Origin of the sequence: Mycobacterium sp., assembly GCF_035506235.1 — a bacterium.
Classification (GTDB): Bacteria; Actinomycetota; Actinomycetes; order Mycobacteriales; family Mycobacteriaceae; genus Mycobacterium.
Genome location: NZ_DATJPU010000051.1, coordinates 1 through 26,206, shown reverse-complemented (window position 1 = coordinate 26,206; position 26,206 = coordinate 1). Strand labels below are relative to the sequence as shown.

Annotated in this window: 24 protein-coding genes and 1 pseudogene; 9 read left to right on the top strand and 16 right to left on the bottom strand. The window is 69.3% G+C overall.

All coding sequences use genetic code 11. The features are described from left to right. The 3 genes from VMD50_RS05110 to VMD50_RS05100 all read left to right on the top strand — a co-directional run. Positions 1–308 (top strand): DUF3099 domain-containing protein (locus VMD50_RS05110; RefSeq protein WP_325425493.1); only part of this gene is annotated, 308 nt, incomplete at its 5' end. A gap of 118 nt (positions 309–426) precedes the next feature. Continuing rightward, positions 427–1,416, top strand: a complete 990-nt coding sequence (gene sigB, locus VMD50_RS05105; RefSeq protein ID WP_325425491.1) for a sigma-70 family RNA polymerase sigma factor SigB — start codon at positions 427–429, stop codon at positions 1,414–1,416. Positions 1,417–1,550: 134 nt separating this feature from the next. Continuing rightward, complete coding sequence (locus VMD50_RS05100; protein ID WP_325425489.1) at positions 1,551–2,246, top strand: iron-dependent transcriptional repressor DtxR; 696 nt, start codon at positions 1,551–1,553, stop codon at positions 2,244–2,246. A 93-nt stretch (positions 2,247–2,339) separates the two neighbouring features. Here VMD50_RS05100 and VMD50_RS05095 read toward each other — a convergent pair whose 3' ends face one another. Continuing rightward, a complete protein-coding gene (locus VMD50_RS05095; RefSeq protein ID WP_325425487.1) occupies positions 2,340–3,395 on the bottom strand; it encodes a DUF4192 domain-containing protein in 1,056 nt (351 codons plus the stop codon). Positions 3,396–3,509: 114 nt separating this feature from the next. Between VMD50_RS05095 and sthA the strand changes: the two genes are divergently transcribed. Then, complete coding sequence (gene sthA, locus VMD50_RS05090) at positions 3,510–4,916, top strand: Si-specific NAD(P)(+) transhydrogenase (RefSeq protein ID WP_325425495.1); 1,407 nt, start codon at positions 3,510–3,512, stop codon at positions 4,914–4,916. 3 nt (positions 4,917–4,919) lie between these two features. Here sthA and VMD50_RS05085 read toward each other — a convergent pair whose 3' ends face one another. After that, positions 4,920–5,744, bottom strand: a complete 825-nt coding sequence (locus VMD50_RS05085) for a trypsin-like serine peptidase (protein ID WP_325425485.1) — start codon at positions 5,742–5,744, stop codon at positions 4,920–4,922. Positions 5,745–5,897: 153 nt separating this feature from the next. Between VMD50_RS05085 and VMD50_RS05080 the strand changes: the two genes are divergently transcribed. The 3 genes from VMD50_RS05080 to VMD50_RS05070 are packed head-to-tail and all read left to right on the top strand — an operon-like array spanning position 5,898 to position 8,684. Continuing rightward, positions 5,898–6,872 (top strand): proteasome assembly chaperone family protein, encoded by a 975-nt coding sequence (locus VMD50_RS05080; protein ID WP_325425483.1) that lies wholly within the window; start codon positions 5,898–5,900, stop codon positions 6,870–6,872. 47 nt (positions 6,873–6,919) lie between these two features. Beyond that, positions 6,920–7,951, top strand: coding sequence for an alpha/beta fold hydrolase (locus tag VMD50_RS05075; RefSeq protein ID WP_325425480.1), 1,032 nt, complete (start codon positions 6,920–6,922; stop codon positions 7,949–7,951). Between the two features lie 46 nt (positions 7,952–7,997). Beyond that, positions 7,998–8,684 carry a PhzF family phenazine biosynthesis protein gene (locus tag VMD50_RS05070; RefSeq protein ID WP_325425478.1) on the top strand — a complete coding sequence of 229 codons (687 nt, stop codon included), beginning with the start codon at positions 7,998–8,000 and terminating at the stop codon, positions 8,682–8,684. Between the two features lie 33 nt (positions 8,685–8,717). Here the strand turns inward: VMD50_RS05070 and VMD50_RS05065 are convergent, their stop codons facing one another. The 4 genes from VMD50_RS05065 to VMD50_RS05050 all read right to left on the bottom strand — a co-directional run bounded on the left by VMD50_RS05065 (position 8,718) and on the right by VMD50_RS05050 (position 12,322). Further along, positions 8,718–10,379 carry a serine hydrolase domain-containing protein gene (locus VMD50_RS05065; protein ID WP_325425476.1) on the bottom strand — a complete coding sequence of 554 codons (1,662 nt, stop codon included), beginning with the start codon at positions 10,377–10,379 and terminating at the stop codon, positions 8,718–8,720. A 361-nt stretch (positions 10,380–10,740) separates the two neighbouring features. After that, the gene (locus tag VMD50_RS05060; RefSeq protein ID WP_325425474.1) at positions 10,741–11,235 is read right to left on the bottom strand and encodes a peroxynitrite isomerase; all 495 of its coding nucleotides are present in this window, start codon (positions 11,233–11,235) and stop codon (positions 10,741–10,743) included. 9 nt (positions 11,236–11,244) lie between these two features. After that, the gene (gene nrdR, locus VMD50_RS05055; RefSeq protein WP_325425472.1) at positions 11,245–11,724 is read right to left on the bottom strand and encodes a transcriptional regulator NrdR; all 480 of its coding nucleotides are present in this window, start codon (positions 11,722–11,724) and stop codon (positions 11,245–11,247) included. 100 nt (positions 11,725–11,824) lie between these two features. After that, entirely contained in the window at positions 11,825–12,322 is a 498-nt protein-coding gene (locus VMD50_RS05050; RefSeq protein ID WP_325425470.1) for a LysM peptidoglycan-binding domain-containing protein, read from the bottom strand. A gap of 303 nt (positions 12,323–12,625) precedes the next feature. Here VMD50_RS05050 and lexA point away from each other — a divergent pair, with 303 nt between their 5' ends. Then, entirely contained in the window at positions 12,626–13,339 is a 714-nt protein-coding gene (gene lexA, locus VMD50_RS05045; protein ID WP_325425468.1) for a transcriptional repressor LexA, read from the top strand. A gap of 21 nt (positions 13,340–13,360) precedes the next feature. Here the strand turns inward: lexA and VMD50_RS05040 are convergent, their stop codons facing one another. From VMD50_RS05040 to VMD50_RS05005, 8 genes and pseudogenes are all read right to left on the bottom strand, one after another. Further along, positions 13,361–15,580, bottom strand: coding sequence for a sunset domain-containing protein (locus VMD50_RS05040; RefSeq protein WP_325425466.1), 2,220 nt, complete (start codon positions 15,578–15,580; stop codon positions 13,361–13,363). A gap of 475 nt (positions 15,581–16,055) precedes the next feature. Next, the gene (locus VMD50_RS05035; protein ID WP_325425464.1) at positions 16,056–17,216 is read right to left on the bottom strand and encodes an acyl-CoA dehydrogenase family protein; all 1,161 of its coding nucleotides are present in this window, start codon (positions 17,214–17,216) and stop codon (positions 16,056–16,058) included. 101 nt (positions 17,217–17,317) lie between these two features. Continuing rightward, positions 17,318–18,745 carry a GTPase HflX gene (gene hflX / locus VMD50_RS05030; RefSeq protein ID WP_325425462.1) on the bottom strand — a complete coding sequence of 476 codons (1,428 nt, stop codon included), beginning with the start codon at positions 18,743–18,745 and terminating at the stop codon, positions 17,318–17,320. Between the two features lie 46 nt (positions 18,746–18,791). Then, entirely contained in the window at positions 18,792–19,664 is an 873-nt protein-coding gene (gene dapF / locus VMD50_RS05025; RefSeq protein WP_325425460.1) for a diaminopimelate epimerase, read from the bottom strand. Between the two features lie 4 nt (positions 19,665–19,668). Continuing rightward, entirely contained in the window at positions 19,669–20,610 is a 942-nt protein-coding gene (gene miaA / locus VMD50_RS05020) for a tRNA (adenosine(37)-N6)-dimethylallyltransferase MiaA (RefSeq protein ID WP_325425458.1), read from the bottom strand. Beyond that, on the bottom strand, positions 20,607–21,290 hold the full coding sequence (locus VMD50_RS05015) for a class III extradiol ring-cleavage dioxygenase family protein (RefSeq protein WP_325425456.1): 684 nt from the start codon (positions 21,288–21,290) through the stop codon (positions 20,607–20,609). Before VMD50_RS05015 ends, miaA begins: the two co-directional genes overlap by 4 nt. Positions 21,291–21,319: 29 nt before the next feature. Further along, positions 21,320–22,312: a DMT family transporter gene (locus VMD50_RS05010; RefSeq protein WP_325425455.1), complete on the bottom strand. Its 993-nt coding sequence runs from the start codon at positions 22,310–22,312 to the stop codon at positions 21,320–21,322. A 183-nt stretch (positions 22,313–22,495) separates the two neighbouring features. Then, positions 22,496–22,696 (bottom strand): annotated as a pseudogene (locus tag VMD50_RS05005) (DMT family transporter); the annotation flags it as partial. Between the two features lie 320 nt (positions 22,697–23,016). Here VMD50_RS05005 and VMD50_RS05000 point away from each other — a divergent pair. After that, entirely contained in the window at positions 23,017–24,342 is a 1,326-nt protein-coding gene (locus tag VMD50_RS05000) for a DUF349 domain-containing protein (protein ID WP_325425453.1), read from the top strand. Here VMD50_RS05000 and VMD50_RS04995 read toward each other — a convergent pair. Together VMD50_RS04995 and miaB are read right to left on the bottom strand one after the other, a co-directional pair. After that, entirely contained in the window at positions 24,339–24,935 is a 597-nt protein-coding gene (locus VMD50_RS04995; protein WP_325425451.1) for an Rv2732c family membrane protein, read from the bottom strand. The genes VMD50_RS05000 and VMD50_RS04995 overlap by 4 nt on opposite strands. Next, positions 24,932–26,206: tRNA (N6-isopentenyl adenosine(37)-C2)-methylthiotransferase MiaB (gene miaB, locus VMD50_RS04990; RefSeq protein ID WP_325425449.1), on the bottom strand; the 1,275-nt coding region annotated here is incomplete at its 5' end. The genes VMD50_RS04995 and miaB, both read right to left, overlap by 4 nt.

Below are 26,206 nucleotides of genomic sequence, written 5' to 3'. Positions count from 1 at the left end.
ACCTGATTCTGATGGCGTTTCGGATCCCCGCGCTGATCCTGGCGGCCCTCGCGTACGGGGCCTGGCACAACGGCCTGATCTCGCTGCTGATCCTGGCGGCGTCCGTGCCCTTGCCGTGGATAGCCGTGCTGATCGCCAACGACCGGCCACCGCGCCGCAACGACGAGCCCCGGCGGTTCGAGGACGTCCCCCGGCGCACTCCGCTGTTCCCGACGGCCGAGCGGCTGGCGCTCGAATGGCCGGCGTACCAGGACCCGCAGGCGAGGCCGCCGGGCTGGGACGACCGCAACCGGCCGGGTTCCGGCTGACCGGCCACCGGTCGCACTTCTCAGGACTTTCTCAGGTCGCCGGCACATTTCTGCACGTCAAAGCGTGTGAGATCGGGAATCGCCGGGAACTCTCAGGCCGGATCTGTCGTTGAACCTCATGACAGTACAAGCCGATCGGGAGGTCGCTATGGCGAACGCCAACACCAGCAGGATTGACGGCGATCTGGATGCTCAAAGCCCCGCAGCGGACCTGGTGCGCGTATACCTCAACGGCATTGGTAAGACGGCGCTGCTCAACGCGGCAGGCGAGGTCGAACTGGCCAAGCGCATCGAAGCCGGACTGTACGCCGAGCATCTGCTGGAGACTCGTAAGCGTCTCGGCGAGAACCGCAAACGCGATCTCGAGGCCGTCGTGCGCGATGGCGAGGCGGCGCGCCGCCACCTGCTGGAAGCCAACCTGCGCCTGGTGGTTTCGCTGGCCAAGCGCTACACGGGTCGCGGCATGCCGTTGCTGGACCTCATCCAGGAGGGCAACCTCGGCCTGATCCGCGCGATGGAGAAGTTCGACTACACAAAGGGTTTCAAGTTCTCCACCTACGCGACGTGGTGGATCCGCCAGGCCATCACCCGCGGCATGGCCGACCAGAGCCGCACCATCCGGCTGCCCGTCCACCTGGTCGAGCAGGTCAACAAGCTGGCACGGATCAAGCGGGAGATGCACCAGAACCTGGGACGTGAGGCCACCGACGAGGAACTCGCCGCCGAATCCGGCATCCCGATCGAGAAGATCAACGACCTGCTCGAGCACAGCCGCGACCCGGTGAGCCTGGACATGCCTGTCGGCTCCGAGGAAGAGGCCCCGCTCGGCGACTTCATCGAGGACGCCGAGGCCATGTCCGCGGAGAACGCGGTGATCGCCGAGCTGCTGCACACCGACATCCGCAGTGTCCTGGCCACTCTCGATGAGCGCGAGCACCAGGTGATCCGGCTGCGCTTCGGCCTGGACGACGGCCAGCCGCGCACCCTGGACCAGATCGGCAAGCTGTTCGGGCTGTCCCGCGAGCGGGTCCGCCAGATCGAGCGCGACGTGATGTCCAAGCTGCGCAACGGCGAGCGCGCCGATCGGCTGCGGTCGTATGCGAGCTGAGGCCGCCCACTAGAGCCCGGTAGCAAGACGATATGCCCGCCGCGTCAACGCGGCGGGCATACTGCTTGCCGGGGACGCGTTGCACCCATTCGCGCAGCTTGCCAAGTAGACTCAGCGTCAATGGAGGGTGCTGGATGAACGAGCTGGTTGATACCACCGAGATGTACCTGCGAACCATCTACGACCTCGAGGAAGAGGGCGTGACGCCGCTGCGCGCCCGGATCGCCGAACGTCTCGAGCAGAGCGGTCCGACCGTCAGCCAGACCGTGTCCCGCATGGAGCGGGACGGCCTGGTCCACGTCGCCGGGGACCGTCACCTGGAGCTCACCGACAAGGGCCGGGCGCTGGCCATCGCCGTCATGCGCAAGCACCGCCTGGCCGAACGATTGCTCGTCGACGTCATCGGGGTGCCGTGGGAAGAGGTGCACGCCGAGGCATGCCGGTGGGAGCACGTGATGAGCGAGGAAGTCGAACGGCGGCTGGTGAAGGTGCTCAACAACCCGACCACTTCCCCGTTCGGCAACCCGATTCCGGGTCTATTGGACCTCGGCGTAGGGCCGGATTCCGGCTCCGACGAGGCCAACCTGGTCCGGCTGACCGAGCTGCCGGCGGGGTCGCCGGTCGCGGTGGTCGTCCGGCAGCTCACCGAGCACGTCCAGGGGGACATCGACCTGATCACCCGCCTGAAGGACGCCGGCGTGGTTCCCAACGCGCGGGTGACCGTCGAGAACAGCCCGGGCGGGGGCGGGGTCACCATCCTCATTCCGGGCCACGAGAACGTCACCCTGCCGCACGAGATGGCGCACGCCGTCAAGGTCGAGAAGGTCTGACCGAGCGTCCCCCACCCCTACCGATGGTGACGACCCGCTTCGCCCGGCCCCCGCAAGCGGGAGGTGCCCCCAAACGCGCCCTCGCGATCGCCACTACCCCGCCCGGCGTCCGAACGCCCGTCGCGGCGGTAGCCGCACCCCCAGCCGCCTGGCCAGCCGGTAGCCGGTGACCGCCAGTTCCCGGATGCGCTCGGGCCGCAAACCGGACTGCAACGCCTGGTCCAGCATCCGCCCCATCCGGTGCTCGGGGTCGCAACGCAACGCCGCGTCCAGCGAGACGCCCGCGAGCGGGCCGTCGCCGCGGGCGTACGCACTGAACGCGAGCAACACCAGCGCCTCCACCCGCCACGGCTCGGGCAGCGAGCGCGCCAGCAGCGCCCACAGCGACTCGGCGTCGCCGGCGCGCTCGCCGACCGCCAGCGCATACAACGTGTCGCGCACCTGCACGTCGCTCAGCGCGCAGCCCACCGCCGCGAGCTCGGTGCCGGACGGCGTCTCGCCGCCGGCGACGCGCGCGGCGGCTGCCATCGCGTGCCGCACGTCGCGGCGGGCGCAACCCACCGGATCGACGCGCTGCGCCACCTCCCGCTTCGCCGCGTGTTGCCGCAGCGGGTCGGCCAATTCGGCGCTGCGCGCGGCGTCGACCGCGATGACGGCCTGCAGGTCGGCGCGCCGGCGGTAGAGCCGCCTGCCGTCGAGCACCGCCGCCGCGGCCAGCGGCGACGCCGAGGGATCGTCGATCGCGCCGCCGGCGCCGCAGCCGTCGACGCAATGCCAGCGGCCGCCCCGGTCCACCCGGTCCACCACATGCGCGGCCCACAGCTGAATGTCGTGCTGCGCCAACGCCTCTGCGAGCGCCGCGCACAGCTGCCGGTGTTCGTCGTTGCACCCCGGGCAGTGGGCGCCGTCGGCGTCGACGATCACCGCGATCGCGGCCTCGGGCCCGGCCGCGGCGGCGATTTCGGCGAGGTGCCCCACCCGGTCGGCGACGTCCTCGGACAGGTCGACCCGCATCACGGACCCCATTTCGCCGCCGTCCAGCGACACCAAGACCAATGAATTCTCCGGAACGAAGCCGAGAACGGCCGGTAGCGCCGCGATCAGCGCGCCGGGGCGGTTGAGTTCGAAATCAGCTCGATGCGTCGTCATGGGCACCAACGCTGACGGCCCGCACCGTCAGGCGGTGCTCCCGCGACGCGACCGGGCGGCTCGTCTGTGGAGAAAGTCTCGACTGTGGGCCTTATCGTCTATCCCATGGGTTCGATGCAGGAGTACGACATCGTCGTCATCGGTTCGGGACCGGGCGGCCAGAAGGCCGCCATAGCCTCGGCCAAGCTCGGCAAGTCCGTCGCCATCGTTGAACGCGGCCGGATGCTGGGCGGCGTCTGCGTCAATACCGGGACCATCCCGTCGAAGACGTTGCGGGAGGCCGTGCTCTACCTCACCGGGATGACCCAGCGCGAGCTGTACGGGGCCAGCTACCGCGTGAAGGACAGGATCACGCCGGCCGATCTGCTGGCGCGGACCCAGCACGTTATCGGCAAGGAAGTCGACGTGGTGCGCAACCAGTTGATGCGCAACCGAATCGACCTGCTGGTCGGGCACGGCCGATTCGTCGACCCGCACACCATCGTCGTCGAGGACCCGGGCCGCAGGGAGACGACCACCGTCAGCGGCGAATACATCGTGATCGCCACCGGCACCAGGCCCGCGCGGCCGTCCGGGGTCGAGTTCGACGAGGAACGCGTGCTCGACTCCGACGGGATCCTGGACCTCAAGTCGCTGCCGGCCTCGATGGTCGTCGTGGGGGCCGGCGTGATCGGCATCGAGTACGCCTCGATGTTCGCCGCGCTGGGCACCAAGGTCACCGTGGTGGAAAAGCGGGACGACATGCTGGACTTCTGCGACCCCGAGGTGGTGGAGGCGTTGAAGTTCCACCTGCGCGACCTGGCGGTGACGTTCCGGTTCGGCGAGGAGGTGACCGCCGTCGACGTCGGCTCCGCGGGCACCGTCACCACCCTGGCCAGCGGCAAGCAGATCCCCGCCGAGACGGTCATGTACTCCGCGGGACGCCAGGGGCAGACCGATCACCTCGACCTGCACAACGCCGGCCTCGAGGTCGAGGGCCGCGGGCGGATCTGGGTGGACGAAAAGTTCCAGACCAAGGTCGAACACATCTACGCCGTCGGCGACGTGATCGGCTTCCCGGCCCTGGCCGCGACCTCGATGGAGCAGGGCCGGCTGGCCGCCTACCACGCGTTCGGGGAAGCGTGCGAGGGCATCACCGACCTGCAGCCGATCGGCATCTATTCGATCCCCGAGATCTCCTACGTCGGGGCCACCGAGGTGGAGCTGACGAAAAACTCGGTCCCCTACGAGGTGGGGGTGGCGCGCTACAAGGAGCTGGCCCGCGGCCAGATCGCCGGCGACTCCTACGGGATGCTCAAGCTGCTGGTGTCCACCGAGGACCGAAAGCTGCTCGGGGTGCACATCTTCGGCACCAGCGCCACCGAGATGGTGCACATCGGGCAGGCCGTGATGGGCTGCGGCGGCACCGTCGACTACCTGGTGGACGCGGTGTTCAACTACCCGACGTTCTCCGAGGCCTACAAGGTCGCCGCGCTGGACGTGACGAACAAGATGCGGGCGCTCAGCCAGTTCCGCCGCTGATCCTCAGCAGCTGTCGCCGAGGTCGTTGGGCACCGGGTCGCCGGGACCGCCGGCCTCGGCGCGGCCCAGCAGTTGCGCGGTCTGGGCGTCGAAGGGCGCCGAGTACGACACGTTGGCGGCGCACCCGCCGCGCTCGAAACCGCCGATCAGCCCGGTGAGCATGGTGCCGCTGACCCACGGCGCGCCGCTGGTGCCGTCCACCAGCCCCTCGCACACCAGCGAGGGAAACCCGCCGTCGTTGACCGAGGTGATGGCCTGGCAGCCGATGGGCGAGCCACCCACCCCGGCCGCATACCCCAGCACGGTGACGTGACTGCCCGGAGGCGGCGCGGTGCCCAGCGTCAGCGCCAACCCGACGCGTGACTCGACCGAACCGCCGGCGTCGTTGCTGACCCGAGCGATCGCGTAATCGGCGTGCGGGTCCTTGCCGGCGGTCCAGCGCGGGTCGAGGTAGACCGCGTCGGCCTTCCACATGTCGGCCGGCGCCGGCCCGGCGTCACCGGCGAAGCCGGGGACGAAGGTGATCTTGGCGGCTCCGGCCAGGCAGTGCGCCGCGGTCATCACCAGGTTTCCGGCCGCCGAATGCACCACGGCGCCCGTGCAGACGTGCAGGGGGCCGTCGTTGATGAAGATCGCGCCGACGCGCCTGTCCGGGTCGACGGGACGCGCGACGGCCTTCTGCTGAGGCTGGGCGAGCCGCTGCACCGGCGCGGTGGCCACGTCAGCCGAAACGATCGGGCGCGCAGCATGATCGGCGGGCCTGGTGCACGACGTCAGGAACGTCGCCAGGCCAACCCCCGAGCACAGCAACAGCGTCGATATGCGCATTTGACGTCCATCATGCCTGACCGTGGGATGGCGGGCAGAGTTGAACCCGCCGGAACGTTGTCTGCGGAGTTCGGTGTTTCGTTGGGGGTGCCCGTTGATTCGGAGCACACTTGTTAGGGCACCCTGGAGAGATTCCCGAGAGGAGGAAGCCCGATGGCTCGCCATCAAAGCCCGGACGACGACGAGGACTATCAGCCAGGGCAGCCCGGCATGTACGAGCTGGAATTCCCGGCGCCCCAGTTGTCGACGGCCGACGGCCAGGGCCCGGTCTTGGTGCACGCCCTGGAGGGCTTCTCCGACGCGGGTCACGCGATACGGCTGGCCGCCACCCACCTGAAGGCGACGCTGGACGCCGAGCTGGTGGCGTCGTTCGCCATCGACGAATTGCTGGATTACCGCTCGCGACGGCCGTTGATGACCTTCAAGACCGATCATTTCACCCATTACGACGACCCTGAGCTGAGCCTTTACGCGCTGCGCGACAGCGTCGGCGCCCCGTTTCTGTTGCTGGCCGGCATGGAGCCGGACCTGAAGTGGGAGCGTTTCATCAACGCGGTGCGCCTGCTGGCCGAGCGGCTGGGCGTGCGGCGGACCATCGGCCTGGGCACCGTCCCGATGGCGGTCCCGCACACACGGCCGATCACGCTGACGGCGCATTCCAACCACAAGGAGCTGATCTCCGACTTCCAGCCCTGGATCTCGGAGATCCAGGTCCCGGGCAGCGCGTCCAACCTGCTGGAATACCGCATGGCCCAGCACGGTCACGAGGTCGTCGGCTTCACCGTGCACGTCCCGCACTACCTGACGCAGACCGACTACCCCGCCGCGGCGCAGGCGCTGCTCGAGCAGGTGGCCAAGAGCGGGTCGCTCGAGCTGCCGCTGTCGGCGCTGACCGAGGCCGCAGAAGAGATCCGCGCCAAAATCGACGAACAGGTCGAGGCCAGCGCCGAGGTGGCTCAAGTGGTGGCCGCGCTCGAGCGACAGTACGATGCCTTCATCGACGCTCAGGAGAACAGGTCGTTACTAACTCGCGACGAGGATCTGCCTAGCGGCGACGAGCTTGGCGCCGAGTTCGAGCGATTCCTTGCCCAACAGGCAGAGAAGAAGAACGACGACGACCAAACTTGAGCCTCTTCACAACGCCCATAGCCCGGGCCGACACCAAGGTTGGCGAGATGACCGAGCGGAAGCGCAAGAGCAACCTTCGCCCGGTGCGCGAGGTGACGGCCCCCACGCTCGAGTTCCGCACCATCCATGGGTATAAGCGGGCCTATCGGATCGCCGGCTCGGGGCCGGCGATCCTGCTGATCCACGGCATCGGCGACAACTCCACCACCTGGAGTGCCGTGCAGGCCAAGCTCGCCCAGCGGTTCACGGTCATCGCCCCGGATCTGCTCGGTCACGGCAAATCCGACAAACCCCGCGCCGACTACTCGGTGGCCGCGTACGCCAACGGCATGCGTGACCTGCTGTCGGTGCTCGACATCGAGCGGGTGACGATCATCGGTCATTCGCTGGGCGGCGGGGTGGCCATGCAATTCGCCTACCAGTTCCCGCATATGGTCGAGCGGCTGATCCTGGTCGCCGCCGGTGGCGTCACCAAGGACGTCAACGTCGTCTTCCGGTTGGCTTCGCTGCCGATGGGCAGCGAGGCCCTGGCGTTGCTGCGGCTGCCGCTGGTGCTGCCCGCGGTGCAGCTGGCCGGCCGGCTGGCGGGCCTGGCGATCGGATCGACCGGTCTGGGCCGCGACCTGCCCAACGTGCTGCGCATCCTCGACGACCTGCCGGAGCCGACGGCGTCGGCGGCGTTCAGCCGGACGCTGCGGGCGGTGGTGGACTGGCGGGGCCAGATCGTCACCATGCTGGACCGATGTTATTTGACCGAGGCCATCCCGGTGCAGATCGTTTGGGGGACAAAGGACGTGGTCGTCCCCGTCCGGCACGCGTGGATGGCGCACGCCGCGATGCCCGGCTCCCGACTGGAGATCTTCCAGAACTCGGGCCACTTCCCGTTCCACGACGATCCCGCCCGCTTCATCGACGTCGCCCAGCGCTTCATCGACGGCACCGCCCCCGCCGAATACGACCAGGCCGCCCTCCGCGCCCTGCTGCGCACCGGGGGCGGCGAGAAGACCGTCACCGGCCCGGCCGACACCCGCGTCGCGGTGCTGAACGCGATGGGCTCCGACGAACGCAGCGCCACCTGAGCCAGCCCGTTCCGCGCTGACGGCGCGCTGGTCGTACAGTCGGGCCATGGGTATCGACGTGACGGTGGTGCGCGTGTTCACCGACCCGGACGGGAATTTCGGTAATCCGCTCGGCGTGGTCGACGCGGGCCAGGTCGCCCCGCCGGACCGGCAGCGGCTGGCAACCCAATTGGGTTACAGCGAAACGGTATTCATCGATCTTCCGGCCGCCGGCGCGACCACAGCGCAGGCGAGGATCTACACTCCCCGCACCGAACTTCCGTTCGCGGGGCACCCGACCGTCGGCGCGGCGTGGTGGCTGCGCGAGAACGGCCGGCCGATCAGGACGCTGCAGGTGCCGGCCGGCCTTGTCCAGGTGAGTCATCAGGGCGACGTGACGCGCATCAGCGCCCGCTCGGAATGGGCTCCGGAATTGGCCATCCACGAATTCGGTTCCGCGGACGACGTTTTGGCCGCCGACCCGGCCGACTTTCCCGTCGACGTCGGGCATTACCTGTGGGCGTGGGTCGATCGCTCGGCCGGATCGCTGCGTGCGCGGGGGTTTTTCGCGAACCTCGGTGTGCCGGAGGACGAGGCGACCGGCTCGGCGGCGATGCGGATCACCGACTACCTCAGCCGCGACCTGCACATCACCCAGGGCAAGGGGTCGGTCATCGAAACCACCTGGAACCCCGAGGGCTGGGTCGGGGTGGCCGGGCGCGTCGTCAACGACGGTGTCCGACAAGCCGGCTGACGCGCGGGCTCAGCGCTGCCGGCCGTCGCCTCTTTACACGATGGCGTCGTGAAATGCTTGCAGCAGAACGGCGTCCGCGCCGATGGCTTCTTGCAGCGTATAGTTGTCGCCGCTGAGGACGAACTCGTGCGGGCCTCCGTGAGGGCAGACGCCCACGCTTGCGCTTCCGCCAGAGTACGCCAACACCCCGCAGTTCTTGCACCACCGCCAGTCGTGCTGCAGGTAGCTGGCCCACTTGCCGACATATGGCTGGCTTTGGGCGTACAGCGTGAAGGCTTCGCCGGTGCACGCGTGCTTGCCCCCGTCGGCGGGGCACTTGCTGGGGTCGGATGACGACGGTTCGTAGCAGAGGGCCGCACACTTGGAGCACGCCCGCCAGTCGCCCTGTTCGAGAAGGCCTTTGGCGGCCGAACTGAGGACGTACTGTCCCCACGCGGTGTGCGGTTTCTTAGCCGATCCCGTGGCGGGGCATACCCCCGCATTTTTGCCGGTGGCCAGCGTGTAGCACTTACTGCACGACCACCAGTTGCTTTGGGAGCCGGGGCCGGCCGAGACGTCGGAGTTGATGAGCAGCGCCGCGTAGTACGCCGGGGCGGGTGGGGATGCGGTGCCTTGCAGAGCGCCGAAGAACGCCACCGACCCGGACACCGTTCCGCTGCCCGTGGAGTCGCCCCCGCCGGCGCCGCCGTTCTTCTCCACCCACCGGTAGTTGCCGTTGGCGGGGTCCACGACCAGGTCGATGCCCAACCCGAGGTTCTGGTAGCCGGCCGGCGCGTCAAGGCCCTGCATATGCAACCACTGCGCGTCGGACAGGATCTTCCCGTCGCCCCGGTTGATGCTGTCGAGCACGGGGATGAACTGGTCGATCGAAACCCACCAGCCTCCCGCCCCCGCCCATAGCGGCATGCCTTGCCCGGGCCATACCTGGCCGGAGTACTGCCAGTGGCTCCAGTCGTATCCGGACGCGGTGCCCGGGTAGTAGTAAGCGAACGCGTGGCCCGTCGACGGCGTCTCGGTCTTTGGTCCCAGGACGTTGACCGCTCCAAACACCTTCTCCCGAATGATGCGCTCGTAGGCGGCGGCGTAGCCGCGCGCCCGGTCCTCCTCCGGAACGCTCATGGTGTCGGTGACCAGCCCGGCCAGTTTCGGCAGCATCAGCCTGAACAGCGCGAAACCGACATTGCTGTAGGCGGTCTGGCCGGCCGGGGGTGGTTGCAACTTGACCGTCTCCTGCGTCATATAGGCCTTCAGGCTGAAGTAGTCCTGCCCGGGTTCGTTCGCAGACCCCTCGGGCGCGATGCCGCTGCGATGCGTTAGCACATCCCGGTAGGTGATGTGCTGTGCGTCGGCGCGGAGATTCCAGTCCTTGGGTAGCCCGCCGTGCGAGATCGGGGTATCCAGGTCCGCGCCGAGGTAGTTCTGTCCGGCGTCGGCAGCACCGGGGTGCGGGGGGTCAAGGAGTTGTACGGCAGCGATCGCGGTCAAGAATTTCGAGACGCTGGCGGTCTGAGACTGCGTGGCCGTGGTAAAGGAGCCGGCCTGGCCGTTCGCCGGGGTGACCGCCTCGCCGCCTATGGACGTGGCCGCGGCGGCGGTGGCGCTGCCGATCGCACCGGCGTAGCCGACGACGAACCCTTTGAGGTTGTTCCGAACAGAGTTGATGAAGTTGGTGAAGTTCACCGTGGGCTGGGTCATGGCTGCTGCCCCTAATGACAGATGATGCGAATGTGGCGCTGATCGATGGTGTCGAATTCGGAGCCGCCGAGCCCGCGTGTGGCCAATGCACCGGGCGCCGCGCCATCGGCGGGTGTCCACGACTGCGGTGTGCTGACCCATTGCTGCCTCCGGCGGCGCTCTGCCGGTCCTAGCGATCACAACATAACGCCCGGGGACAGTGAGTGGAAGTGTTGGGCAAATTAGAATTGCGGACTCGTCGTCCTAGCGGTTGCGTGGGCCGCCGCATCGGAAGAGACCCACGTATTGGACTCTCGCGCTGGGGAATCCGTCATGCGAAGCCTTAAACCCGCAGACTGATGCCTTGTGAAAAGTCCGACATTCAACCCCGCCGGTGCAGCACCGCGTCGAGGTGATCCTGCAGGGGCCGGCCCACCGCCCCCATGCGCACGGAGTACGTCAGCTCGTCGCCGTCGATGCGCAACGAACGGCCAAGCGCGGTAACCTCTTTGGCGGTCGGGGTCAGCCCGATCGCCCCGCGGGGGCTCGTCGACATCTCGAGTTCGATGCGGTCGCCGGTCACCGAATAGGTGCCCACCTCGATTTCGGTGATGCCGCTCGGGTGGGCCAGGACCAACTCGACCTCGCCCGGCCGCGGCACCCGCAGAAATCCCGTCTCGGCGTGCAGCGGCTTGCCGTCGGTGACCGCCTTGGTCTTCTGCGCGTAGGCCAGAAACGGCTTGCCGACATGGGAGAACACGACTTCCTCGAAATAGTCGAAGGGCTGGATCGTCGGGTACTTACCCGAGCCGCGACCGGCCCAGGTCCCCAGCAGTGGCGCCAGCGCCTCCAGATCGGGATGCAGATCGGGCGGCATGACGACAGCCTAGCGAGTGGCCGGTTCGGGATCCGTCGACACTTTGCGGTGCGCGCGCAGGGCCTCGATCTCGCGCTCGAAATCCTCCGCGGACGAAAATGACCGGTACACCGAGGCGAATCGCAGGTACGCCACCTCGTCGAGGTCGCGCAGCGGACCCAGGATGGCCAGGCCGACCTCGTGGCTGGGGACCTCGGGCGACCCGGCGGCCCGCACCGTGTCTTCCACTTGCTGGGCAAGCAGATTCAGCGCGTCGTCGTCGACCTGGCGGCCCTGGCATGCCCGGCGGACCCCGCTGACGACCTTCTCCCGGCTGAAGGGCTCGGTGACACCGCTGCGCTTGACCACGGCCAGCACCGCCGTTTCGACGGTGGTGAAGCGTCGCCCGCACTCGGGACACGATCGGCGGCGCCTGATGGCCTGGCCTTCGTCGGTTTCCCGCGAATCGATCACCCGGGAATCGGGGTGACGGCAGAACGGACAATGCATGACCGCTCCTTTGCCGTGCTCACATCCGGGGTCGCAGAACACCCCGAGCGTACCCGTGCGCTCGCCGGCGCGGGATGGACACCTTTCGCGATTCGCCGGGTCAGCCGACCGGCGCGATCAGCGTCTGGCCCGCGGCCACCGAGGGCGAGTTCAGGTCGTTGAGTTCGCGGATCCGCTCGGCGACCTGGCGGGCCGGCGCGTCCGGCGCCACCCGGTGGGCGACATCCTGCAGGGACTCCCCGGGCTCGACCCGCACGACGGCCAGCCGATCCGGTACCGGCGCGGCCGATCCCGCGGCATCGCCGTTGACCGCCTGCCCGACGTTGGCGACCAGGCCCAGCCACAGCGTGATGACCCCGGCGACCAGCGCCAGCCCCACCGTCGTCGCCAGCGTGACGGGACGACGCGTGCGGTGCGGGGCAACGGACATCGCGACGCCGGTGCCGTGGTAGCGCGGGGGCGCAACCGCCGGCCTCGACGGCCCCGGCCGGCGGGAGCGGGCCAGCCCGTCCCCTCCGTGGCGGAGCCCCTGCACCGGCCCGTTGACCGGGCGCCGGACGCCGCTGGTAAGCGGCGTGACTGTGTGGATGATTGTCATCTGCGTTCCTCCGGTCAACTCATTCTCGCTCGTGTGTTCGACTATAATCGCTCGTGTGTTCGATATCCGAACATTTGAGCGAAGCGTGTCGGACGAGCAAAACGCTAGACCACCCCACCGACAGATTCGTGGGCGCGACCACTGACATGGCGTTGAAGTACCCGATCCGGCGAAGAGTTACACGCTTGTTATTCGCGGCTGTTATAGGGCCTCAGGGGTTTGCCGGCGGCCGGATTCCGCCGCCGCGACACGCCAGTCGAACACATGTTTGATTCTTCGGCCCAGTGCGGCTACATTCGGTGCATGAGCGACAGCAACGACACCCCCTCAACCAGCTCGCCCGTCGGCTCAGAAGGCCGGTCGCACCCCGGGGACTCATCGCTGACCGAACGGCAGCGGACCATTCTCAACGTCATCCGCGCCTCGGTCACCAGCCGCGGTTACCCGCCGAGCATCCGGGAGATCGGCGATGCCGTCGGCCTGACGTCGACGTCCTCGGTGGCCCATCAGCTGCGCACGCTGGAGCGCAAGGGATACCTGCGCCGCGACCCGAACCGCCCACGGGCCGTGGACGTCCGGGGCACCGAGGACACCACCGCCGCTTCGCCGCTCACCGAGGTCGCCGGCTCGGACGCGCTGCCCGAACCCAGTTACGTCCCGGTGCTGGGCCGCATCGCCGCCGGTGGACCGATCCTCGCCGAAGAGGCCGTCGAGGACGTCTTCCCGCTGCCTCGCGAGCTGGTCGGCGAGGGCACGCTGTTCTTGCTGAAGGTGGTGGGCGACTCGATGGTCGAGGCCGCGATCTGCGACGGGGACTGGGTCGTGGTGCGACAGCAGCACGTCGCCGACAACGGCGACATCGTCGCGGCCATGATCGACGGGGAGGCCACCGTCAAAACGTTCAAGCGCGCGGGCGGTCAGGTGTGGCTGATGCCGCACAACCCGGCGTTCGACCCGATCCCGGGCAATGACGCGACCGTGCTCGGCAAAGTCGTCACGGTGATCCGCAAGATCTAGCTGTGCTGGGCCGGGTCTCGCTCAGTCGGCCTTGGTGAAACCGTTGGCTTGCGCGACTTCCTCGCTGGCCAACCAGAATTCGGCGAGCGTGTCGTGGTAGAGCGGACTGCCGGGCGTGTAGTAGAGGCCGAAGCTGGCATTCGCCTTGATCGGATAGCCGTCGGGCACCTGGTAGGGGTCGTCCAGCGGCAGGCGCATCGTTGGGCGCCCACCGTGAGCCAGCGCGCCCGGCGCCCCAATGGCCGCTCCGGGTTCCTCCGACGGTTCCTCGTCATCCACGGCCGCGTGCCGCCCGACGCGGGACCCCGCGCCCGGCGCCAAGGCCTCCGCCGCTTCGGGAACGACCGTGCCGGATGCCTCGGTCTCTTCAGCGGCGGCCTCCGGATAACCGGCCTCCTCATGGCCCGCCTCCTCATGGCCCGCCTCCTCGTAGCCGGCCTCCGGGTAGGCCGCGTCCTCGTAGGTCGCGTCCTCGTAGCCGGCCTCCTCGTAGGTCGCCTCCTCGTAGCCGGCCTCCTCGTAGGTCGCGTCCTCGTAGCCGGCCTCCGCGTGGGCGCCCTCCGCAGGAGCTTCGGGATATCCCGCCTCCGACAGTGCGGCCGCTGAGACGACGGGGATGGAATCCGTGTCCACCGCGTCGGGATTCTCTTCTTCGGCGACTGCGCCCTCGAAATGCCCTGCGCCATGGCCCGATTCGTCCTCGCTGTACGCCTGGGCTCCGCGGCTCCAACTGACCCGCCCCGCGGACTCGGCGTCGGCCAACGGCTCGTCCCCGGCCGCGTGCAGGTCGCCAAGCGGGAAATGGTCGGTCGCGAGATCGGCGCCTTCGTGCTCCCAGCGCCCGTCGCCCGGGTGCTCGTACGCTGCGTGCACGTCGCGGTCGGGCTCGTAGGCGGCGGTGGCCGGGGCGCCGCGGCGGGCACGGCGCCGGCGCATTCCCACCGCCAGCGCCGACACCGCGATCAGCACCAGCACTCCGATGGCGGCCAGCCACCACCAGTGCCATGCGGACTTCTTGCCCTGGGAGGGCATCGCAGCGGTGCTCGGCTGGTTCTGCCCCGAGATTTGCAGGCCGGAGAGCAAAGGAGCCAGGTTCGGCGGGTCGGTGGTAAACGAGTTCTTCGCACGGTTCCACGAGATCTTGCCGCCGGTGAACCGCTGCGAAACCACGTCGCCGTCCACCGCCTGGTCGCCGACCGGCGCACCCAGCTTGCCGCTGGGGCCGCGGAGCTTGTCCCACGCCGCCTTCATCGCGCCCCGCACCACGAACGCGCCGTGGTCGGAGGTCCAGAAGATCACCGGCTTGTCGGCCGCCGCGAACGTGGCGATTCGGCTGGACGGGCCGATACCCCCGTCGGACTCATTCGCGACGGGGAAACCAAGGTCGCTGCCGGCCGGCCCGCCCAGCGACTCGTACTTGGCGAGGATGTCGCTCTCGAGGGCGTTCGCGCCGGTGGCCGGGTTGAAGAACACCTTGCCGCCGGCGAAGTTCTGGGCGATCCCATCGCCGCCGATCGGGTAGGTTCCGCCCTGCTTGGCGCCCAGCGGGCCGGTGGCGCCGCCGGCCGCCCGCCAGGCCATGTTGATGGCCGCGGCCGGATCGATCGCTACCTGCAGGCCCTTCAGCTGGTCGCCCAGCGACGCCGGGTTGGTGCTGAACTCCTTGGTCTTCCTGTTCCAGGAGATCTCGCCGCCGCTGAATTTCTGGGACGTGACCTCGCCGTTGTACGTTTCGTCGCCGGTCGGCGCCCCCAGCACTCCGCCCGAGCTGCCGAGCTTGTCCCAGGCGGCGTTCATCGCGCCACGCACCACGAAGGCGCCGTGGTCGGGGGTCCAGAAGATCACCGGCTTGTCGGTGGCCGAGAAGGTGGCCACCCGGCTGTCCGGTCCCGCCAGGCCGGGAACTTCATTGATCGTGGGGAACCCGAGGTCGCTGCCGACGGGACCGCCCAGCGCCTCGTATTTGTCCAGGACCGGGCCGTAGACGAATCTGGCACCGGTATCGGTGGTGTAGAACATCTTGCCGCCGTCGAAGTCCAGCGCGAATCCGTCGCCGGCGGCGTACACGTCACCCTTGCGCGCTCCCAGCGGGGAGGTGTCGCCACCGGCCTTCTCCCACGCGGCCATCATGGCGGCCTCGGCGTCACCTATGGGCGACGCGGAGGCGGAAGGCGCCAGCAATGCGGCCGCCATCACCGTGGTCGCCATGCCGACCAGCGCGCGCCCGACCAGCTTGCGCATTCGACCTCTCTGCCCGTTCACCAAGCCTCCGATGGATAAGGCCCTATCCCTCGCCATGACCGCACCCTGCAGACCACGCGAGCGGGTCATACCCGAACCGAGTGGAAGCAACCCTCTGACAAACCGCGTTATTGCCGGGCTCGCATAACTTTGCCCCGGCCGGCAAGAAATGCGAAGTCAAATTGCAAATATTACGGAAACGGAGACCGCGCCGATGTCGAAACGATGCCGGAGCGCGCCCGGACCGCGATCGACCACGCTCACCAGCGACGCGATCGCCGGCTTGACGATGTGTGACTACGCACTCGATATACGAGAAACACATGCGCCGACGGTACGCGAGGCCGTTGACTGGTCAGCGGACTACCCGGCGGAATGGCCAATTAGGCCATTCATTGTTTGGCGGGCTAGCTAGCCGGCGGCGGCGCGTTGTTCGCGCCGGTAGCCGCGATTGTCTTGCGCCGCAACACAATTCCTAGACGCCGAGGCTGCGGCCGATGATCTCCTTCATGATCTCGGTGGTGCCACCGTAGATCGTCTGCACCCGGGCGTCGAGATAGGCTCGGGCGACCGGGTATTCGCGCATGTAGCCGTAGCCGCCGTGCAGCTGCAGGCACCGGTCGATCAGGTGCACCTGCTTCTCGGTGGCGTACCACTTGGCCATTGCGGCCTGTTCGGCCGTCAGTTTGTGGTCGAGGTGCAGGCGGACGAACTCGTCGACCATCATGCGCACCACGGTCGCCTCGGTGGCCAGTTCGGCGAGGACGAAGCGGCTGTTCTGGAAGCTGCCGATCGGCTCGCCGAAGGCCTTGCGCTCCTTCGCGTATTGCAGGGTCTGCTCCAGCACGCCTTCCATCGCCGCGGCGGCCATGATCGCGATCCCGATCCGTTCCTGGGGCAGGTTCTGCATCAGGTAGATGAATCCCATGCCCTCCTCGCCGAGCAGATTCTCGGCCGGAACATGCACGTCGGTGAACGACAACTCGGCGGTGTCCTGGGCGTCGAGCCCGATCTTGTCCAGGTGTCGGCCGCGGTCGAATCCCTCCATGCCCCGCTCGACCACGAGCAGCGAGAAGCCCTGCGCGCCTTTGTCCGGATCCGTCTGGGCGACCACAATCACCAGGTCGGAGTTGATCCCGTTGGTGATGAACGTCTTTGCGCCGTTGAGCACGTAGTGGTCGCCCTGCTTGACAGCGCGGGTCTTGATGCCCTGCAAGTCGCTGCCGGTGCCCGGCTCTGTCATGGCGATCGCGGTGATGATTTCCCCGGTGCAGAACTTGGGCAACCAGCGCTGTTTCTGCTCGTCGTTGGCCAGCGACAGCAGGTACGGCGCCACGATGTCGTTGTGCAGGCCGAAGCCGATCCCGCTGTACCGGCCGAGGGTGGTCTCCTCGGTGATGATCGTGTTGTACCGGAAGTCGGGGTTGCCGCCACCGCCGTACTCTTCGGGCACCGCCATGCCCAGAAAGCCCTGCTTCCCGGCCTCGAGCCACACCCCACGGTCGACGATCTTGGCCTTCTCCCATTCGTCGTGATAGGGCGCCACGTGGCGATCGAGGAAGCCGCGGTAGGACTCACGGAACAATTCGTGCTCGGGCTCGAAAAGCGTGCGCTGGTACTTGATGGCACTGCTCATGGATGACCTCCGCTGGCCGACGGCGAATGAGACTCTGCCGCCCAAGATATACCAACCAGCCGGTTGGTCGGCAGTCGGCGTGGCCCGGCGCGCGGCCGTGGTCAGTCGGCGGAGAACTCGCGCAGGCTGGCCGCCAGCGCCCCCGGAACGCGGGCCCGGATGCGGGTGCCTTCGGCGTTGTGCTCCTCCTGCTGCACGCGCCCACCCGCGTGCAGCCGGGCGACCAGGTCGCCGCGGTCGTACGGGATGACCACGTCCACTGCGGTGTCGGTCGGTGCGGCCAACTCCGTTATCCGCCGCCGCAGGTCGTCGATGCCCTCGCCCGTGCGGGCGGACACGAACACCGCCCCGGGCAGCGCATGGCGAAGCTTGGCCAGCGCCAGATCGCTCGCGGCGTCGACCTTGTTGACCACCAGCAACTCCGGTGGCGGGGAGCCCTCGTAGTCGGCGATCACCTCCGATATCACCTGGCGGACCGCGTTGATCTGCGCCATCGGGCTGACGTCGGAGCCGTCGACCACGTGCACCAGCAGGTCGGCGTCGACGACCTCCTCCAGCGTGGAGCGAAACGCCTCGACCAACTGGGTGGGCAGGTGCCGGACGAAACCGACGGTGTCGGTGAGCACGGCCGGCCGGCCGTCGGTGAGTTCGGCACGCCGGGTGGTGGGTTCCAGGGTGGCGAACAAGGCGTCCTGCACCAGCACCCCGGCCCCGGTCAAGGCGTTGAGCAGGCTGGATTTGCCGGCGTTGGTGTAGCCGACGATGGCGATCGACGGGATCTCGCTGTGCAGCCGGCGGCTGCGCTGGGTATCGCGGGCCTGCTTCATGTCCTTGATCTCACGGCGCAGCTTGACCATCCGTTCCCGGATGCGGCGACGGTCGGTCTCGATCTTGGTCTCACCCGGCCCGCGCAGGCCCACGCCCCCGCCGCTGCCGCCGGCGCGGCCGCCGGCCTGCCTGGACATCGACTCACCCCAGCCGCGCAGCCGGGGCAGCATGTACTCCATCTGGGCCAGCGACACCTGGGCTTTGCCCTCCCGGCTGGTGGCGTGCTGGGCGAAGATGTCCAGGATCAGCGCGGTGCGGTCGATGACCTTGACCTTGACGGCCTTTTCCAGCGCGGTCAGCTGCGCGGGGGACAGTTCGCCGTCGCAGATGACGGTGTCGGCGCCGGTGGCCAGGACCACCTCGCGCAGCTCGGCCGCCTTGCCGGAGCCGATGTAGGTCGACGGGTCGGGCCGGTCGCGGCGCTGGATGAGCCCCTCGAGAACCTGCGAGCCGGCGGTCTCGGCCAGGGCCGCCAGCTCGGCCATGCTGGCCTGATTGTCGGCGGCGCTGCCCTCGGTCCACACGCCCACCAGCACCACACGTTCCAGCCGCAGCTGGCGGTATTCGACCTCGGAGACGTCGGCGAGTTCGGTGGACAGCCCGGCGACCCGGCGCAGTGCCGATCGGTCTTCGAGGGCGAGTTCGCCCGCGCTGGGCTCGAGATCCGGCTGATCGTAAAAGGGAGTTTCGGGATGTGTCATAGGCAATTAGCAATAGTGCACGCTGATTTGGTGCAGCGCACCTAATTTAACGCTCCTGGGCGCGCCACCATTCCTCGCTGATCTCACCGCGCGCCACCAGCACCGACGGTCCGCGCAAGTAGCTGGTCGCGTCGGTGATGCTCACCACGACGTCGCCGCCGGGCACCCGCACGGTGAGGGTCCCGGTGTCGGCACCCGCGTCGGCCATCGCGGCGACGGCGGCCGCGACCGTTCCGGTGCCGCACGATCGGGTCTCCCCCACGCCGCGCTCGTGGACGCGCATCCGGACCAGTCCCTCTACCGGCGCGGTAAGCACCTCGACGTTGACGCCGTCGGGGAACTGGGCGCGGTCGAACTGCACCGGCGCGCCCACATCCAGCGCGGCGAGTTCGTCGGCGCTCAGTTGCGGGTCCACGCAGGCGAGGTGGGGATTGCCGACGTCGACCGCCAGGCCGGTGAATCGCCTGCCGCCGATTGTGGCCTGTCCACTGCCCACCCGGTTGGCCTTGCCCATGTCCACGGTGACGTCGGCGTTGGTCTCGCCGATGTGGTGGATGGTGACCGGCCGCGGGCCGGCCAGCGACCCGACGACGAACTGGTCGTGGGGTTCCAGGCCGCAGGCCCGCAGGTAATGGGCGAAGACCCGTACGCCGTTGCCGCACATCTGCGCAGTCGACCCGTCGGCGTTGCGGTAGTCCATGTACCAGTCGCCCGCGCCGACGCCGTCGGGCAGGCGCTCGAGCACACCCCCCCGCACCGCGGCGCCCGCCGTGGTGATCCGCAGCACCCCGTCGGCGCCCAAGCCACGGCGCCGGTCGCACAGCGCGGCCACCCGGGCGGCGCTCAGCGTCAGCTCGGCGTCGAGGTCGGGCAGCAGCACGAAGTCGTTCTGCGTGCCGTGGCCCTTCGCAAAGATCACAGGATCAGGGTACTTGCCGCCACGCCCGCAGCGCGTCGTCGACGAGGCGGGGGCCGTCGGCCTCCCCTTTGACGGAGTCGAGCCAGCGCACCCGGTGGTCGCGGCGAAACCACGACCGCTGCCGCCGCACGTAGCGCCGGGTGCCCGCGTAAGTCTGCTCCCGCGCGTCGCGCAGGTGTTCGCCGGTGCCGCCGGCGTCGAGGGCGGCCAGCACCTGCGCATAGCCCAGCGCGCGAGAGGCGGTGACGCCGTCGCGCAGGCCGTCGGCCAGCAGCCCGCGGACCTCGTCGACCAGGCCCTGATCGAACATGCCGTCGGTGCGCCGGGCCAATCTCTCGTCGAGAACCGTTGTGTCGCAATCCAATCCGATGATGACGGTGTCCCAGCGCGGGGCGCCGATGCGCGGCGCCGAGGCGGCGAACGGCCCGCCGGTGAGCTCGACCACCTCCAGGGCGCGCACCGTGCGCCGGCCGTCGGTCGGCAGGATCGCCGCCGCCGCGGCCGGGTCGCGGCGGGCCAGTTCGGCGTGCAGCTCGCCCGCCCCGACCTCGGCGAGCCGCTGCTCCCAGCGCGCCCGCACCGCGGGGTCGGTCGCGGGAAACGACCAGTCGTCGAGCAGGGACTGGATGTAGAGCATCGAGCCGCCCACGATCACCGGCACCGCGCCCCGGGCCGCGATCGCCTCGACATCCGCGGCGGCGGCCCGCTGATAGCGGGCGACGGTGGCCGTCTCGGTGACGGCCAGGACGTCGAGCTGATGATGGGCGATGCCGCGGCGCAGCTCGGCGGGCAGCTTTGCGGTGCCGATGTCCATGTCGCGATACAGCTGCATCGCGTCGGCGTTCACGATTTCCCCGCCCAGGCGCTCGGCGACGTCGAGCGCCAGCTGCGACTTGCCCGTGCCGGTGGGCCCGATGATCGCGATGGGCCGCCCACCCTGTTTCATAGCTGCCAAAAGCCGGCGAAATAGCCCACGCCGTAGGGCGCTCCCCGGTACAGCTCCTTGGCCGATCGCGGCCCCGGCCCGGCCAGGCCGGCGAGCACCTGGAACGCGACCCGCCCCAGGATCTGCGGCGGCAGCTCGGTCAGGGCGGCGGCGTCGCCGTTGGCCAGCGCGTCGTCCAGGGCCGCTTGCGCGCCGGCGTCGCCCGGGTGGTGGCCGCCGGGCGCGGCGGCTGTCAGGGTGTTCGCCCCGTCGGCCACCACAAGCACACCGATCGGGTCGGGGGCCCGGTCCAGCTCGGCGCGCAGGTGCCTGCCGCCGGCCAGCGCGGCGCCGGCGTCGTGGTCGCTGCGGTACACGCGAACCTGCACGGTGGCGTCGGGGCGTGCCCGCCCCCGCACCCAGCCGGCGAGCAGCGCGCACACCGGAAGGTCGCCGGGGGCGTCGGCCCGCGGCGACAGCGCGACCCGGACGTCGACCCCGAACCCGGCAAAGGTGCCGCTGGCCTCGGGCCCCAGTGCACCGTCGGCGCGGCCGGTTCCGACGGCGACCCAGCGCGGTGGCAGCAGGGCCGCCGCCGCCAGCACCGCCGCGGTCAGGTCGGCCACCTCGGCGGAGGCCGCCCCGGCGAGCTCGGGGACGAGCACCGGCGCGGAGGGAACGATCGCGATGGCGCCCAGCACGCCACAAAACTAACGGGACCCGGACCGGACTAGGTAATCGTCTTGCTTGCGTCGGGCGCCGCCGGGGAGACCGGGATGGACTCCTGGGGCGGCGGATCGCCGGGCAGCCGTTCGTGCGGTATCTCATGGGCGACGGTGTCTTTCAGGTCTCGCCCGGCCCCGGCCGCCATCGAGGCGGCCTCGCCCCGGGCCAGCGCCACCGTCGCGATGATGACCAAAGCCACGGACGAGACGAGGGCAAGCGCCGCGGGTCCGCTGGCCTGGAGCGTCTCGCCGAGCACGGTAACCCCGAGCACGCCGGCCACCACGGGCTTGGCCACGGTCATGGTCGGCAGGGACGCGGTCAGCGCGCCGGCGCGAAAGGCGGACTGCTGGAAAACCATTCCGCACAGCGCGACCAGCAGCCAGGGAACGAACTCCGGCATGCGCAAGACGGCGCCGGGCCCGTTTTCGGCCACCTCGACGATTCCCTTCGTCAGCACCGCGAACAGCGCCAGCGACGAACCCGCCACCACCGCCAGCAGCACCGCCGCGATGGGACGACCTTTCCAGATCCGCGCCGCCACCACACACAGCACCAACGTGGGGCCCATCACCGCGGCCACGACCATCCACGTCGACAGCGAAACCCGCTCCTGACCGGAGCGCGGGTCGCCGACGATGATGACCACCGCCAGCGCCGCGGCCAGTACCACCGCCCACACCCACTCCCAGCGGGTCACGCGGTAGTTGGTCAGGCGCGCATAGATCGGCAGCGCAAACAGCAGCGCGGTCACCTGCAGCGCCGTCACCAATACCACCGATCCCCACGCCAGGGCGCCGGCCTGCAAGCTGTAGTTGACGATCGCCGCGAGGCCGCCCAACCACCACCGCTTGTCGCGCAACGACATCCGGAACAGCTCGAGGTGGCCGACTTCCTTGTCGGTGATCTCCTGCGCCGAGCGCTGGCGGATCACGTCGCCGACGGCGGAAGCCAGCGCCGCGCACAGGGCAATCAGCACCGCGACATCGACTTTCGTCATGCGAATCCTCTCACCGGCGTTCCGACCAGCATTCCCTTTGACGCTGCGCGTACACGTGCTGTTTCAGCAGAGTTCAGCGACCACTGTAGTGCGATCGCGCCGGGCGCACGGCCCTCGGCGGCCCGACGGTCCATCAATACTGCGCCTGCAGCAAACCTTTGTACAGCCGTAGACCGCTACCTACACGGCCACCGCGATGGGCAGCAACAGCGCCCAGCCCCATTCCCGGCGCGACAGTCCCTTCTTCGCCAGCCACGCGTAGACCGGCAACGCGAACAGCAACGCCGTCACCTGCAGCGCCTGCACCAGCACCACCGATCCCAGACCCAGCGCCACGGCCTGCAGCGCGGCGCTGACCACCGCCGCGCCTCCGCCCAGCCACCAGGGCGAGCGCGAGCAGCGCCACGATATCCACCTTGGCGATGTTGACCCGCCCCCTTGTTAACCTCACCAGAAACACCACTCGCTTCCGTCACGCTACCGGGCGGCGCGACGGCGCCATATGGCCGGAGCAGCGGTGGAATCGAAATGTTATGCACCCGGCGGGCCCTCCGTACGCGGGCGGCGAGGTAGCTCCGACAAAAGGTAGGCGCGCGCCGTCCGCCAAGCTGCTTGAATACTGTTGGGACCGGTTAACTAGGCGCCGCTACGCGCGGCAGGCGCGCGGGACATTGACCGCGCGAAAGAAGGGTGGTGACGAGAGGATGACGGCCGACGAGCCCGGCAGCACCGCTTCACCTAGGCCGGCGCCGCGCCCCCGGCCCGGTCCCCGGCCGGTGAGCGCGGGGCCGCGACCCACCCCGGTGGCCTCTCATCCGGCCAGCGACCCACACCGGTTCGGACGCGTCGACGACGACGGCACGGTCTGGCTGATCAGCTCGGCCGGCGAGCGCGTCATCGGCTCCTGGCAGGCCGGCGATCGCGAGGCCGCCTTCGCCCACTTCGGGCGCCGATTCGACGACCTGAGCACCGAGATCACCCTGATGGAGGAGCGGCTGGCCTCCGGCACCGGGGACGCGCGCAAGATCCGGGCCAACGCCACCGCGCTGGCCGAAACATTGCCGACCGCAACGGTGCTGGGCGATGTCGACGCGCTCTTGGCCCGGTTGACCGGCCTCCTCGAGCACGCGGAGGCGGCCATCGCCGAAGGCCGCTCGAAACGCGACGAGCATCGGGCCGCCCAGACCGCCCGCAAGGAGGCGCTGGCTGCCGAGGCCGAGGACCTGGGGGCCAACTCCACGCAGTGGAAGGCCGCCGGTGACCGGCTGCGGGCGATCCTCGACGAGTGGAAGACGATCAGCGGCCTGGACCGCAAGGTCGATGACGCGCTGTGGAAGCGCTATTCGGCGGCCAGGGACACCTTCAACCGGCGGCGGGGATCCCATTTCGCCGAGCTGGACCGGGAGCGGTCGGGGGTCAAGCAGTCGAAGGAACGGCTCTGCGAGCGCGCCGAGGAATTGTCCGATTCGACGGATTGGACCGCCACAAGCGGGGAATTCCGCAAGCTGCTCATCGAGTGGAAGGCGGCCGGACGAGCGAGCCGGGATGTCGACGACGCGTTGTGGCGCCGCTTCAAGGCCGCCCAGGACTGCTTCTTCACGGCCCGCAACGCCGCCGTGGCGGAGAAGGACGTCGAGTTCCAAGCCAACGCCACCGCCAAAGAGGCGCTGCTGGCCGAGGCGGAAAAGCTCGACACCAGCAACCTCGACGCAGCGCGGGCGGCGCTGCGGTCGATCGCCGACAAGTGGGACGCGATCGGAAAGGTGCCGCGGGAACGGTCCGCCGAGCTGGAGCGCCGCCTGCGCGCGGTCGAAAAGCGGGTGCGTGATGCCGGCGACGCGGACTGGTCGGATCCCCAGGCGCAGGCCCGGGCCGAGCAGTTCCGCACCCGCGCCCAACAGTACGAACAGCAGGCCCAGAAGGCGACGGCGGCCGGACGGACCAAAGAGGCCGACGAGGCCAGGGCCAACGCCGAGCAGTGGCGGCAATGGGCCGACGCGGCCGCCGAGGCGCTGACCCGCAGGCCCTAGTCTTCGGGCTGCGGCGGCGTCCCGTCCTCCGGATCGCCCAGGCTGTCCAGCAGCGTCATCGACTGCTGCTGCGCTGCGACCTTGCGCCGCTGCTCCTCGGCCGCCAGTTGCACGACGGTGCGCGACCACACCACGCGGGCCCAGTGAAACGTCAACAGCATCACGGTGATCCACGCGACGATCAGCCCCACACCGGGTCCGGGATGCCCGGCGGCCACGGTTTGGCGCGACCACACGGCCAGCAGCCCGGCGCCGCATGCGATCGCCGAACCCGCCAGCGCGACCCAGGCCAGCGCCCAGCGCCGCGTCATCAGGGCCAAGATCGAAAAGCCCACGCCGAACACCAGCGCCAGCCAGGTGAACACCCGCGACGGCAGGGCGACCGCGGCGCTGCCGGCGCCGTGACTGGAAAACAGCACGTCCCAGCCCCGCACAGAGCCGGTGTGCGGCAGGATGAACGAACCCAACAGCACGAACACCAGGATCGCGACCACCAAAGCCCTTGCGCCCGGGTCGATCTCGCGCGCCACGCGGCGTTCGGCGGCCTCGATTTCGTTGCGTAGAGCGTCGATGTCGGCGTGTTCTTTCTTCATCGGGCACACCCCAGGGGTTCTAGCGGTTCCAGCGGTTCGGTGGACGGCCCGACGGCGGGCATGCCAAGGCCGATCGCGCGGGGGCGCTGCCCGGCGGCGTGGGCATCACCCGCCCGGGTGCGGCGGTGGCTCCGGATGCCGGCGTCGGCGATGAGGTGGTGCGGGGCGGCCTCGGTGACCACCGTGGTGACGATGTCGCCCGGCCGCACCTCGTCGTTCGCGCGTTTGTCCAAGGCGAAGTGCACCAGCCGGCCGTCGCGGGCCCGGCCGGTCATCCGGGCCGTGCGGGCGTCCTTGCGTCCTTCACCGGTGGCGACGAGCAATTCGACGGCCTGCCCGATCAGCGCGCGATTGCCCTCCAGCGAGATCTGCTCCTGCACCTCGACCAGCCGCTCGTAGCGCTCCTGCACAACGGCTTTCGGCACCTGCCCGTCGAGTTCGGCGGCGGGGGTGCCGGGCCGCTTGGAGTACTGGAAGGTGAAGGCCGCCGCGAACCGGGCCTGCCGCACGACGTCGAGCGTGGCGGCGAAGTCCTCTTCGGTCTCGCCGGGGAATCCGACGATCAGGTCGGTGGTGATCGCCGCGTGCGGCATGGCCGCCCGGACCCGCTCGATGATGCCCAGATAGCGCTCGGCGCGGTACGACCGCCGCATCCCGCGCAGCACCCGGTCGGATCCCGACTGCAGCGGCATGTGCAGGGCCGGGCAGACGTTCGGCGTCTGCGCCATGGCCTCGATGACGTCGTCGGTGAACTCGGCCGGGTGCGGCGAGGTGAACCGCACCCGCTCCAGCCCGTCGATGCGCCCGCAGGCCCGCAGCAGGTCGGCGAAGGCGCCGCGATTGCGGGGCAGCGCCGGGTCGGCGAAGGAAACCCCGTAGGCGTTGACGTTCTGGCCCAGCAGCGTCACTTCGAGAACGCCGTCGTCCACCAGCGACCGCACCTCGGCCAGGACGTCGGCCGGGTCGCGGTCGACCTCCTTGCCGCGCAGCGCCGGGACGATGCAGAAGGTGCAGCTGTTGTTGCACCCCACGGAGATGGAAACCCAGGCAGCGTAAGCGGATTCGCGGGCGCTCGGCAACGACGACGGGAACTGCTGCAGCGCCTCGGCGATCTCCACCTGAGCGACCTTGTTGTGCCGGGCCCGGTCGAGCAGCGTCGGCAGCGATCCGATGTTGTGCGTGCCGAAGACGACGTCGACCCACGGCGCCTTGCGCAGCAGCGCGTCGCGGTCCTTCTGGGCCAGGCAGCCGCCGACCGCGATCTGCATCTC

Bases quoted from the DNA above. Each gene is read 5' to 3' on its own strand.
- VMD50_RS05065 (WP_325425476.1), bottom strand. From the start codon at position 10,379: ATGACCCAGCCCACGGTGAACTTCACCAACTTCATCAACTCTGTTCGG.
- VMD50_RS05010 (WP_325425455.1), bottom strand. From the start codon at position 22,312: ATGACGAAAGTCGATGTCGCGGTGCTGATTGCCCTGTGCGCGGCGCTG.
- sthA (WP_325425495.1), top strand. From the start codon at position 3,510: ATGCAGGAGTACGACATCGTCGTCATCGGTTCGGGACCGGGCGGCCAG.
- VMD50_RS05060 (WP_325425474.1), bottom strand. From the start codon at position 11,235: ATGCCGCCCGATCTGCATCCCGATCTGGAGGCGCTGGCGCCACTGCTG.
- VMD50_RS05050 (WP_325425470.1), bottom strand. From the start codon at position 12,322: ATGACAATCATCCACACAGTCACGCCGCTTACCAGCGGCGTCCGGCGC.
- VMD50_RS05000 (WP_325425453.1), top strand. From the start codon at position 23,017: ATGACGGCCGACGAGCCCGGCAGCACCGCTTCACCTAGGCCGGCGCCG.
- nrdR (WP_325425472.1), bottom strand. From the start codon at position 11,724: ATGCATTGTCCGTTCTGCCGTCACCCCGATTCCCGGGTGATCGATTCG.
- miaA (WP_325425458.1), bottom strand. From the start codon at position 20,610: ATGAAACAGGGTGGGCGGCCCATCGCGATCATCGGGCCCACCGGCACG.
- VMD50_RS05075 (WP_325425480.1), top strand. From the start codon at position 6,920: ATGACCGAGCGGAAGCGCAAGAGCAACCTTCGCCCGGTGCGCGAGGTG.
- VMD50_RS05085 (WP_325425485.1), bottom strand. From the start codon at position 5,744: ATGCGCATATCGACGCTGTTGCTGTGCTCGGGGGTTGGCCTGGCGACG.
- VMD50_RS05095 (WP_325425487.1), bottom strand. From the start codon at position 3,395: ATGACGACGCATCGAGCTGATTTCGAACTCAACCGCCCCGGCGCGCTG.
- VMD50_RS05040 (WP_325425466.1), bottom strand. From the start codon at position 15,580: ATGCGCAAGCTGGTCGGGCGCGCGCTGGTCGGCATGGCGACCACGGTG.
- sigB (WP_325425491.1), top strand. From the start codon at position 427: ATGACAGTACAAGCCGATCGGGAGGTCGCTATGGCGAACGCCAACACC.
- VMD50_RS05035 (WP_325425464.1), bottom strand. From the start codon at position 17,216: ATGAGCAGTGCCATCAAGTACCAGCGCACGCTTTTCGAGCCCGAGCAC.
- VMD50_RS05100 (WP_325425489.1), top strand. From the start codon at position 1,551: ATGAACGAGCTGGTTGATACCACCGAGATGTACCTGCGAACCATCTAC.
- hflX (WP_325425462.1), bottom strand. From the start codon at position 18,745: ATGACACATCCCGAAACTCCCTTTTACGATCAGCCGGATCTCGAGCCC.
- VMD50_RS05070 (WP_325425478.1), top strand. From the start codon at position 7,998: ATGGGTATCGACGTGACGGTGGTGCGCGTGTTCACCGACCCGGACGGG.
- VMD50_RS04995 (WP_325425451.1), bottom strand. From the start codon at position 24,935: ATGAAGAAAGAACACGCCGACATCGACGCTCTACGCAACGAAATCGAG.
- VMD50_RS05080 (WP_325425483.1), top strand. From the start codon at position 5,898: ATGGCTCGCCATCAAAGCCCGGACGACGACGAGGACTATCAGCCAGGG.
- lexA (WP_325425468.1), top strand. From the start codon at position 12,626: ATGAGCGACAGCAACGACACCCCCTCAACCAGCTCGCCCGTCGGCTCA.